This is a genomic window from Bacteroides sp. LFL-34 (assembly GCF_027257075.1).
In the GTDB taxonomy this organism is placed as follows: domain Bacteria; phylum Bacteroidota; class Bacteroidia; order Bacteroidales; family Bacteroidaceae; genus Bacteroides; species Bacteroides ovatus.
In genome coordinates, this window is the sequence record NZ_JAPQKZ010000045.1 from 41,715 (window position 1) to 52,335 (window position 10,621).

The 10,621-nt window shown below is 47.3% G+C and carries 8 protein-coding genes and 1 rRNA gene; 7 read left to right on the forward strand and 2 right to left on the reverse strand.

The genetic code is table 11. From position 1 onward, the window contains the following. The first annotated feature begins 2 nt into the window (after window positions 1–2). The 4 genes from N5O98_RS21630 (at window position 3) to N5O98_RS21645 (ending at window position 3,834) form a co-directional block, all read left to right on the forward strand. Window positions 3–959, forward strand: a complete 957-nt coding sequence (locus N5O98_RS21630) for a fimbrillin family protein (RefSeq protein ID WP_004310423.1) — start codon at window positions 3–5, stop codon at window positions 957–959. Window positions 960–987: 28 nt separating this feature from the next. Continuing rightward, a complete protein-coding gene (locus N5O98_RS21635) occupies window positions 988–1,887 on the forward strand; it encodes a fimbrillin family protein (protein ID WP_118161288.1) in 900 nt (299 codons plus the stop codon). Between the two features lie 99 nt (window positions 1,888–1,986). Next, entirely contained in the window at window positions 1,987–3,528 is a 1,542-nt protein-coding gene (locus tag N5O98_RS21640) for a fimbrillin family protein (protein WP_259326211.1), read from the forward strand. Between the two features lie 111 nt (window positions 3,529–3,639). After that, window positions 3,640–3,834, forward strand: coding sequence for a hypothetical protein (locus N5O98_RS21645; RefSeq protein WP_032856042.1), 195 nt, complete (start codon window positions 3,640–3,642; stop codon window positions 3,832–3,834). A 152-nt stretch (window positions 3,835–3,986) separates the two neighbouring features. Here N5O98_RS21645 and N5O98_RS21650 read toward each other — a convergent pair whose 3' ends face one another. Together N5O98_RS21650 and N5O98_RS21655 are read right to left on the reverse strand one after the other, a co-directional pair. After that, the gene (locus N5O98_RS21650) at window positions 3,987–4,499 is read right to left on the reverse strand and encodes a ferritin-like domain-containing protein (RefSeq protein WP_004310420.1); all 513 of its coding nucleotides are present in this window, start codon (window positions 4,497–4,499) and stop codon (window positions 3,987–3,989) included. A gap of 245 nt (window positions 4,500–4,744) precedes the next feature. Continuing rightward, on the reverse strand, window positions 4,745–6,841 hold the full coding sequence (locus tag N5O98_RS21655) for a BT4734/BF3469 family protein (RefSeq protein WP_118161289.1): 2,097 nt from the start codon (window positions 6,839–6,841) through the stop codon (window positions 4,745–4,747). Window positions 6,842–6,978: 137 nt separating this feature from the next. Here N5O98_RS21655 and N5O98_RS21660 point away from each other — a divergent pair, with 137 nt between their 5' ends. The 3 genes from N5O98_RS21660 to N5O98_RS21670 form a co-directional block, all read left to right on the forward strand. Beyond that, window positions 6,979–7,416 carry a DUF6078 family protein gene (locus tag N5O98_RS21660; protein ID WP_004310418.1) on the forward strand — a complete coding sequence of 146 codons (438 nt, stop codon included), beginning with the start codon at window positions 6,979–6,981 and terminating at the stop codon, window positions 7,414–7,416. Between the two features lie 494 nt (window positions 7,417–7,910). Continuing rightward, a complete protein-coding gene (locus tag N5O98_RS21665; RefSeq protein WP_004310417.1) occupies window positions 7,911–9,464 on the forward strand; it encodes an ATP-binding protein in 1,554 nt (517 codons plus the stop codon). A gap of 562 nt (window positions 9,465–10,026) precedes the next feature. Then, window positions 10,027–10,621 (forward strand): 16S ribosomal RNA (locus N5O98_RS21670); the annotation flags it as partial.

Here is a 10,621-nt window from a genome sequence, read left to right on the forward strand (position 1 = left end):
TTATGAAACTTAGAAACTTATCAATCATTGCCGCAGCAGCCCTTGCGCTTGCCGCCTGCAACAACGACAACGAAGCAGTCACCGACAACTGGAACGGCGAAATCCGCCTCACCAGCGGCGTCACCTCCCAGACCCGTTCCTACGGCCTCGACCAACAGCTTGGCGCAGGACTGGAAGTATCTGCCTGGGTGGACGACAGCAAAGCCGCCCCCCTCTATCAGAACAACGTGCTCACTGCTGATGGAACCGGCGGTTTCTCTTACGCCAGCGACATGTACTACGTCTCGTCCGACCCCGTGAACATCTATGCCATCCATGCCAACCCTGCCCCGGCAGGAGAAGCCTTCCCCGCATCGGTGTCCCACGAAGTGAAGGCCGACCAGACCACGCAAACCGCCTACGCCGCCTCCGACCTGCTCTATTCCACCAAGCGGAACGTGGCCCCCACCGCCTCTAACGTGGCCCTCACTTTCTATCATTTGCTATCTAAAGTAGAAGTAGTGCTGAAGCGCGGCAACGGCGCCCCCGACCTCACCGGTGTCATCGTGACCCTGGAGAACACCGCCCTGAAGGCCACCTTCACCCCCGGGAAAGCCGTCGATATGAGCAGCCAGCCCGCACGCCAGGCGATGATAGCCCTCGCTACCGACCCCAACCCCGCCACTCCGATTACTATCCCCACGGTGGTGACGACAGACTTTGACGCCAATACCCAGTACGCCGAAGCCATCGTGGTGCCCCAGGAACTAACCGCAGGCACCGTCTTTATCCGCGTGAAGCTGGCAGACAAGACGAGCTTCGCCTACAAAATCCCCGCCGGAGATGCCTTGAAGCTGCAAAGCGGTAAGCGGTACATCTATAAGATAACCGTGGATTATAAGGGACTGACGCTGGAAACCAACATCAAGGACTGGGAAACCATAGGCGCACCCGTAGAAGGCTCTGCATTTCAGGAGTAATCCGTAAACAATAAATATAAAGAAAAAAATGAAGACGACGAACATACCAATATATATAATGTACCTGTGGGCAGCCTTGGTTTTGGCTGCCTGCACAGGCGATGACGACGCGGCATGGCCCGAAGGCGGCGTGCCGCTGGAACTCTACGCCGCCGTAGAGGGATATTCCTCCGCCAACGCCCAGACACGGGCTACCACCGAAAACAGGTGGGAAGGGGGAGAAAGGGTGAGGCTGTGGATTAGCACTAGCATCTCCGGCATGCCGGATCAGGATGTATACCCCTCCGTCGATTCCGATGGAAAGCTGATTACAGACATCGACTGGGTAAGCCCGGATGAGGAAAAGGGGATTCGAGGGTTATATCCGTCGGTGAGGAATATTGATCCATTCTCTGTACAGGCCGACCAGAGAGATGAAGGATATCAGGATAGCGACTGCATGGTTGCTCCCTACCTCCGCATCGCCGTAACGTCCCCCGATAAGACCCTCGTCTTCCGCCACGTCACAGCCAAAGTGGTGGTACACCTCAAAGCGGGCAACGGCGTGACCGACGATGAACTGCAGCGCGCCACTGTAACCTTTGAAAACCTCGCGTGCACGGGAGGGAGTATCGATTTCAGAAATGGAACCGTAGGGCAAGTGCCCCCCGACACCGACCGCATCACCCCCAACGAAGTGACCCCTGCCGCCGACGGATACGTACGCACCGTGCGCGCCCTGCTCCTTCCCCAAAATATGTTGGAACGGAAGTTCGTGAAAATAGTCATCGGAGGAAAGACCTTTTACTACACCCCCGCCGCAGGCGAAGCGAACTTCTTCAGTGGCAAGATGTACGAGTACCGCCTCACCGTGACCTCGGAAGGTATCGAAAATATCCGTGTGGAAGGAGGAGGAGAAGGAGGAGGTACGTGGCATCCGGTCGAGTAGAACAGTAACAACTAAATTCATCAATAAAAAAGAAACCGTATGAAACAACATCATTCCATATTTCCCCCGGCAGCATCCCTGGCCTGCGCCCTCATCCTGATGCTGGCGGCATGCACGTCCGACGCACTGGACGAACTGCCCCCTGCCGGCACCGACCCCGATGCCCGCCCCCTCACCATCACCGTGAGCGACGGCGGCATGTACGCCACCGGACAAACCCGCGCCCAGGAACGCGGTTACCGCACTGCTTTCACCGAAGGCGACCGCATCGGCCTCTACGTGGTGAAGGACGGAACCCTGGAGGTGGAGAACCTCTGCCTTACCCTACAGGGAGGCAAGTGGACGCTGCCTGCCGGCACTTCCCAACTCTTATACTCACCCGGCAGGAGTTATCATGCCTATTATCCCTACCAGGACGATAGAGATTTGAACGACAGGGTATCGCCCGGCGATGAAGACTTCTTTAAGTCTGTAGTCTATGATTGGCCTGTTAAAACCAACCAGAGTACCTACGCCCAATACACCGCCTCCGACCTGATGACGGCCCGTGGCGTGTATAGCAACCACACGCTCAGCTTCGCGATGGAGCACCGTATGTCTCTGCTCATCCTTCAGGTGCCTGCTACGAAATATAACTATACAGAAAAGATAGACGGCCAAGAGATTTCTAAGAGCTATTACCGCTACACGGCAGTGATCAGTAAAAATGTATATTGGCAGGAGAACCCCTGTACGGCCCGCCTGCTGGTGAATACTAAAAACCCCACGGTCTTTAAGCCGGTACCGTATGAGTATTACTACAAGGGAAATCGGGAGACTTTCTATTTTGACTATTCCCAATTAAATCTTCAGCCCGGAAAATACACCGTCCACAAGGTTGACGGCAATGAGGCGATAGAAGAGCGGCCGTTAGCGGCGGGTGACTACTATATGCAGGACGGTAGCATCCTGCCCGGGAATGAAGATGGCAGTCTGTCCCGTGATGAACAGGAGAGTTGTCTCGGCGTAGTCTTCTGGGTGGGTGAGAAGCCTAATAGTCTACACTACTCCTATCATTGGACGCATACCGCCAATAAGCGGGGCGACCACCTGCTGATGCACGACCATCCCGGCTGCGTGCACGGCATTGTGGTGGCGCTCACGAATGCTGGTAAGACAGAATGGTCTTCTACGAGTACGGGCAATACGTACACATGGCTCGTGAGTTATGCGGCTACCGGACAGGAAGCGGAAAAGGAATTGATGCTTGAGTCTACCCGCACTTTTGGTTACAATACTAGCCGCTGTATCCAATGGTATCGGGATTACGGAGGACAACGCACCGAAGCCTATGATGCCATAGAAGCTTTTGCAAGAACCAATCCTACACCGGCCGGTTGCAGCGGTTGGTACTTCCCCAGTGATTATGAGATGTTCATCATGACCCGCGGAACGCTCAATCTCGATGAAGACTACCACATGGACACCCTCCTCGATGCCCAATTCGAGAAAGCCGGAGGCAGTAAATTTAATACAGATGACTTCTATTGGAGCGGTACTGATTATGAACACGAGAGCCATTGTATAATATTTAGCTATCATTCTTATCCTTTGGCAGACAAACGGAATAAGTACTACGTCCGTGCCGTGCTTGCCTTCTGACCCATTATTGCGCACTGCCGGAGCAAGCCCTTCGCCGGAAATGACCGGAAAACTTGCGACGGCGGTGCAGACCGTTCAGTTCTTTGTAACAATCATTAAAACGAATGAAACATGAATAATTACATGCTTCTTATCGCTTCAATAATCGTCTGTTGTTCACTGATAGCGTTGCTCGAAAACGAAACCGTGTCGCTGGTTGAACCCAGTTGGGTGAAGCTCTCCCTGCCGGACACCGCCACTTACGATGCCACCTACAATACTATCATCGTTCCCTGCGACTATACCTCCACCGAGGTAGCGGAATAAGAATCTCATGTCAGGCACTTTAAGTCCAGTCGTTTCTTTACCAAGCGCTAAAAAGGTTCTGCCACAGAAAACAATACACCGGAACTCCGACCAAATCTAATGGTTTGAGTTCCGGTGTATGCTTTCAGGCTGTCCGTTATAATATTGCCATTTTACTTTTCAAGAAATGATTTCTTCATTCTCGCAATGTCAGTCAGATAATCCTGCAAATCCTGTTCATGTTCTTCCTCTTCGGCAAGAATATGTTTGGCGATGTCGCAGGTAGTGAAATCTTTCCCATTGGTAAAATCTGCAATTTCCTGATAACGAAGGATTGCGCAGCGTTCGGAGGCTACATTATCTTTCAGCAAACTGACAGAGTCGAACCCCTGCGGAGTATCATATTTGCATCTTGCCAACTCGAACCATTGCTTAGGGTCGAGCACCGGAACTCCTTCCAGCTCGATGATACGGTCAGCGAGCAGTTGCGCATGTCTGCGCTCTTCTTCGGCATGTTCCTCAAATTCACCTTGTACATCGGCACGCATGGCACCTTCCACTACTAATGCACCTACCCAATATTGATAGTATGCCAACCATTCTTCAGCTAATGCTGCGTTCAACTGTGCGATCAAACTTTCTACATCTAGTTTTCCTTGTAGAATTTTTACACTTTCTCTAGCCATAATTTTTATGTTTAGGTTACTATGTTTAAGTTGCCAATGTAACAGACAGGCGGGATTTTTGTTTATGGCTCATTGAGAATTTAACAGAAAGATAGGTTTACCTACACATAAGTTTGTAAAGTGCTGTTTTATCTGCCACCTGCAACGAAATTGAATTATCTTATTGAGAATGAGTGTATTACATCGTTGCAGATACCTGTTGCAGATACGTTGCAGATGTAGTATCTGCAACGCATCTGTTGGTCTTATAAAACTCGTACAACATGGTAGACAGTACCTCTGTGTACACGTTTCGACGGGATTTCATGTTTACGCAGAACTCGCCCGAACACACTTACCCGCTTGTTTGACAACGGTATGGCACTGCTTTTCTTTATATCTTCCAAAATCTCCGCCGGTGAAAGCCATTCGCCATTCTCTTTCTCTTTGGCCGGACGGAAATAACGGTAAAACAACTGTTCTTCGAGTGAAACTTGTTCAAATTCACGGTTGCTTCTGGTCATAATCTGCTCTTCGGACTGGTCGAACCAGTAACGTTCGCCATGATCGAGCTCATACATGGCCTGCGCGTAAAGCTGTTCATAATCTATCGCCTTGTTTGTATCTATCGTTCCGGTTACTTCGATACAGATAAAGCGGCGGCTGCCCGTAGGGTCGGTCAGCAAATCCTTTTGGTTGCTCGTTGCGATGAATGAAGCATAACGGCGTATTTCAAGCACGGCGTTTCCATAAGGTTTGCGCATATTTACAATCGGTTTTTGCAGGATATGTTTCAGGTATCCTTGTTGGGTGGCGCTGATCTGGTCGAACTCGTCAATGTTGATGAGCGCAAAACGATTGAGATACAATTCGGCATCCGTCTTTCGTGAGAAATCGATGCTGTCCGTATAGTATGCACGCATGGCGGGCGGGATGAGGCTGCGGCAGAATGTCGATTTACGGCAACCTTGCGGGCCTACCAGCAGGGGCGAAACATTATTCGCATATTTCTTATCTGTCCCACGCCAGTGCATGACCATGTTGAGAAACCAGCGGTGAAACAAGTCCACCCAATGCTTGTTTTCGCAGGGAACGGTTTGCGCCAGTCCGCGGATACGGTCTTTGCCGTCCCAGACGGGGAGATGGTAGAGGAAATCTTCCAACGGATTGAATACAGGGATGCGGTTGGAGTAGATATACCGGCTTATGTCCCTGTCCCATAGTGGAATACCTTCGGCTTGCGCATCTAGTGCGATACTGTTCAGCACCCGTTTGTTGATAGGATTGAAGTAAAAATGGAATGAGTTCCGTTCGCGGTATTCCACTTCTCCCACTTGGGTGTTGTAACGGAATTCGTAGCGCCTGTTCATAAACTCCTCTGTCTGGAGTGACAGGTACTGTTCTTTCCCTAAGCTGCTCTTCTTTCCGAACCCTTTTTGTTCTTCATATACATTCTTGACCAACTGGCGGATGAGCACCTCTTGCCGGCGCAGGTAATAGTGGAAAATAGTACGTTTCACCGTTTCCTCTTCGGGAATGCCCGAATGGAAGCAGTTGACAGCCAGTTGTGTCACCATAGCCTGAAAGTCTTCCCCTCTTTCGGGTGCACCTTCATCTTCCGCTTCGTAGATTTCTTCATGGGTCTTTCTCAAAGCCGCTTCGAAAAGCATGAATACAGCGCGCTCCGTGTCATATCCCGGCACGGCCCGTGTCAACGGTGACTTTTCCGAGCGTACCGCTTCCCGATAAGTCAGTTCTTCGGGCATCCCTGACGGTTGAGAGAGATAAAACGGAACGGAATCCGGTCTGTACATAAGTTCCGGGTCGTATGACAGCCGTGAGTACTGTTCCAGACTAGGCTCTTTGGGTAAAATGCTGAACGGGATTTGCGGCTGATAGCATTTCACGGCCAAACGATAGGCATGCGCGTGAAATATCTCCGCTTCTTCTCTTTTCTGTGGAAGCGAATTGTCTGGGCGGGTAAATTTCGCCCATATTTTCACTGTCCGTCCGCTCGAACCGGTAAAGACGCAGTGAGTCTGCGGCTGTTCCCATGCCAATTGTTTTACCAATGTAATCTCCGGGCCGCCTGACAACGGTCCGACGGTCAGTTCTACTATTCCGTTATAACTTTTCATTTGTTTCCCACCTTCCGTCCTGCGGAATTCCGCAGCCGGAAGAATCTTCGGAAGCTTGTCTGCTTCGTAGCAGCGTGAGTCGGGCAGGGAATATCGCAACACTTCTCTGAAGGCGGACACAGGCTGTGTCTTTGTTTCTGTCCGTGTTTTTCCTATCCACGTTTCCATATCCATTGTAGTCAGCGCAGTAGTTTTGTCCTTGTCTCTTAATTGAGTAATTTTCATCTTTTGTTTTGTTAATAATATTCTGCTAAGTTAGTCATATTTGCCCGTTCTTGCAAATAAACATGGATATTTTATCTGTTTATCCTTTTTATCCGTACATTTGTAGAATTTAATAACAATAAAACCGATAAACAGCAATGAAAGAACCATTCGATTATTCAATCGTTCCTTATACTTTCGGCTTGTGTGCAGCCGAAGAATGTCCGCGTGCCACGACTTGTCTGCGGCATATCGCCTTAGAGTATGCTCCGGCGGAGCGGGCTTTCCTGTCAATAATGAATCCCAACCGGCTGAAAGCGATGAAAAGTGCTTGTGATTATTACCGTTCCAATGAGAAAGTGCGTTATGCACGCGGCTTTATGCGTACGATTAGTGCTCTTACGGTTCGTGTGGCAGATACCTTTCGCTATCGTATGATTGAATATATGGGTAGAAAGAACTATTATTTGAAACGTAGGGGAGACATGAACCTTAGTCCGGTCGAACAACGGCGGATTATTGCCGTAGCCAAGGAACTTGGCGTTAGTCTGGATGAGTATTTCGACGGTTACGTGGAGGATTATAACTGGGGTTAGTCTTGTATATCTCCTTCTCTGAAAATCTTAGCTACGGTTTCGCTGTCGTTTCTCTATATGGAAACTCCAGTGTCTCTAGCGGGAAACGCTAGTATCTCTGGCTGGAAACTCTCGTTTCCATGCGCGGAAACTGTAGTTTCCCGCCTGGGAACCGGAGTTCTGACGCAGGAAACGAGCGCTTCAATGATAGGAAAATAAACTTTGATGCTTGGTGTGCAATATTTCTTCTTACCGCTGTGTTGCAGATATTTTTATCTGCAACGTATCTGCAACGGTATCTGCAACGCTATAATTGTTTATCAGTCAGTTTGTTATTTCGATTTTGTTGCAGGTGGCAGATGTTTTTTTATTTTTCAAACTTTATTGTAGGGAAAATTAGAGGTAATAGTGGTTTGAGGAAAAGAATCTTTTAACCTTGCGTGAGGAGGAGTTCTATTAAAAATATATATCTTTGCAAGACAGGTGACTGGCGTTAATTTATAAAAGCAGAGATTATGAGCAATAAAATTTATCCTATCGGCATTCAGAATTTCGAAAAGATTCGTAATGACGGTTATTTCTATATTGATAAAACGGCATTAATGTATCAAATGGTCAAGACCGGAAGTTATTACTTCTTGAGTCGTCCGCGCCGTTTTGGAAAGAGTCTGCTCATTTCTACCTTGGAGGCTTATTTCCAAGGGAAAAAGGAACTGTTTGAAGGATTGGCTGTGGAAAAGTTGGAAAAGGATTGGATAAAGCATCCTATATTGCATCTCGATCTTAATATTGAGAAGTATGACACGCCGGAAAGTCTGGATAAAATATTGAATGATAATCTTGAATATTGGGAAAGCCAATACGGCACCCGTCCGTCTGAAACATCCTTTTCCCTGCGCTTTGCCGGTATCATTCAGCGTGCTTGCGAAAAGACGGGGCAACGTGTAGTTATTCTGGTAGATGAGTATGACAAACCTATGCTGCAAGCCATCGGCAATGAAGAACTTCAAAAGCAATTCCGAAATACCCTGAAGCCATTTTATGGCGCTTTGAAAACGAAGGACGGGTATATAAAGTTCGCTCTGCTTACCGGCGTGACAAAGTTTGGTAAAGTCAGTGTATTCAGTGACTTGAACAATTTGGATGATATTTCAATGTGGAATGAGTACGTCGAAATTTGTGGTGTCAGCGAGCGTGAAATCCATGAAAATCTGGAAACAGAACTACATGAATTTGCAGCAGCACGTGGAATAACGTATGATAAACTCTGTGAAGATTTGAGAGAGTGTTATGATGGCTATCATTTTACGCACAATTCAATCGGCATGTACAACCCGTTCAGTCTGCTTAACGCTTTCAAGCGTAAAGAGTTTGGTAGTTATTGGTTTGAAACGGGTACGCCTACCTATTTGGTGAAATTGCTAAAAAAACATCATTATGACCTGGAGCGGATGGCACATGAAGAGACCGATGTCCAAGTGTTGAACAGTATAGATTCTGAATCCACCAATCCCATCCCGGTAATTTATCAGAGTGGATACCTAACCATCAAGGGGTATGATGAAGAATTTGGAATGTATCGCTTGGGTTTCCCCAATCGCGAAGTGGAAGAAGGTTTTATCCGCTTCCTGCTTCCTTTTTATGCGAACGTAAATAAGGTCGAGTCGCCTTTTGAGATTCAGAAGTTTGTTCGTGAAGTGCGTTCCGGTGATTATAACTCTTTCTTCCACCGCCTGCAAAGCTTCTTTGCAGACACTACTTACGAAGTGATTCGGGATCAGGAACTACATTACGAAAATGTTCTTTTTATCGTTTTTAAACTGCTAGGTTTCTACACCAAGGTAGAGTATCATACGAGTGAAGGGCGCATTGATCTTGTCTTGCAGACTGATAAATTTATTTATATAATGGAATTTAAACTGAATGGCACAGCAGAAGAGGCTTTGCAACAGATTAACGATAAGCATTATGCTTTACCTTTCGAGACGGATGAGCGAAAACTTTTTAAAATAGGAGTAAATTTTAGCGCAGAAACTCGTAATATCGAAAAGTGGATCGTGGAATCTTGAATGTATATAGAATTTCTGTTAGGTATAGGAAAATAGAACTTACATTTGAGTGCACTATATAATAATGTATAGGTGTTCCATATAAGGATGTGTCTATCTGAAAAAACATACTCTATGACATCGTTATCAATCAATGAGTTACAAAAAAAGTTTCAAGAAAGAGCCGAAAAATAGTCAGATATATTTGGATGTTATTGATAAGTTGTCTACTTTTGCACCCGCTTTGCTAGAGAGACAGAGCCTAATGGTTGACATTCTGCTACAAGATTAAGGCATCAGAAAATAAAAACAAAAAAACTTCGAAAAAGTTTGGAAGTTATCTGAAAAAGTCCTTATCTTTGCATCCGCTTTCGCAAAGAAAGCAGGCGCGGCGGAAGCCACGTTAGTTCTTTGAAATATTGATAAACAATACAAGTAGTACAAGTAAAAAAATAGAACCGTCAATACTTGTCCGAGAGAGTAGCGATACGATTGAAGATAATAGGTATTTGAATAAGGTCAATAAATTTACGGCATCCTGAACAGAGCAAAAAATCATCTTAACAGATGAAAAGATACTTTTACAATGAAGAGTTTGATCCTGGCTCAGGATGAACGCTAGCTACAGGCTTAACACATGCAAGTCGAGGGGCAGCATTTTAGTTTGCTTGCAAACTAAAGATGGCGACCGGCGCACGGGTGAGTAACACGTATCCAACCTGCCGATAACTCGGGGATAGCCTTTCGAAAGAAAGATTAATATCCGATGGTATATTAAAACCGCATGGTTTTACTATTAAAGAATTTCGGTTATCGATGGGGATGCGTTCCATTAGTTTGTTGGCGGGGTAACGGCCCACCAAGACTACGATGGATAGGGGTTCTGAGAGGAAGGTCCCCCACATTGGAACTGAGACACGGTCCAAACTCCTACGGGAGGCAGCAGTGAGGAATATTGGTCAATGGACGAGAGTCTGAACCAGCCAAGTAGCGTGAAGGATGACTGCCCTATGGGTTGTAAACTTCTTTTATATGGGAATAAAGTATTCCACGTGTGGGATTTTGTATGTACCATATGAATAAGGATCGGCTAACTCCGTGCCAGCAGCCGCGGTAATACGGAGGATCCGAGCGTTATCCGGATTTATTGGGTTTAAAGGGAGCGTAGGTGGATTGTT

What these genes read in the sequence shown, in the direction of transcription:
- N5O98_RS21650 (WP_004310420.1), bottom strand. Translation starts at nt 4,499, where the DNA reads ATGGCTAGAGAAAGTGTAAAAATTCTACAAGGAAAACTAGATGTAGAA.
- N5O98_RS21630 (WP_004310423.1), top strand. Translation starts at nt 3, where the DNA reads ATGAAACTTAGAAACTTATCAATCATTGCCGCAGCAGCCCTTGCGCTT.
- N5O98_RS21660 (WP_004310418.1), top strand. Translation starts at nt 6,979, where the DNA reads ATGAAAGAACCATTCGATTATTCAATCGTTCCTTATACTTTCGGCTTG.
- N5O98_RS21665 (WP_004310417.1), top strand. Translation starts at nt 7,911, where the DNA reads ATGAGCAATAAAATTTATCCTATCGGCATTCAGAATTTCGAAAAGATT.
- N5O98_RS21640 (WP_259326211.1), top strand. Translation starts at nt 1,987, where the DNA reads ATGCTGGCGGCATGCACGTCCGACGCACTGGACGAACTGCCCCCTGCC.
- N5O98_RS21655 (WP_118161289.1), bottom strand. Translation starts at nt 6,841, where the DNA reads ATGAAAATTACTCAATTAAGAGACAAGGACAAAACTACTGCGCTGACT.
- N5O98_RS21645 (WP_032856042.1), top strand. Translation starts at nt 3,640, where the DNA reads ATGAATAATTACATGCTTCTTATCGCTTCAATAATCGTCTGTTGTTCA.
- N5O98_RS21635 (WP_118161288.1), top strand. Translation starts at nt 988, where the DNA reads ATGAAGACGACGAACATACCAATATATATAATGTACCTGTGGGCAGCC.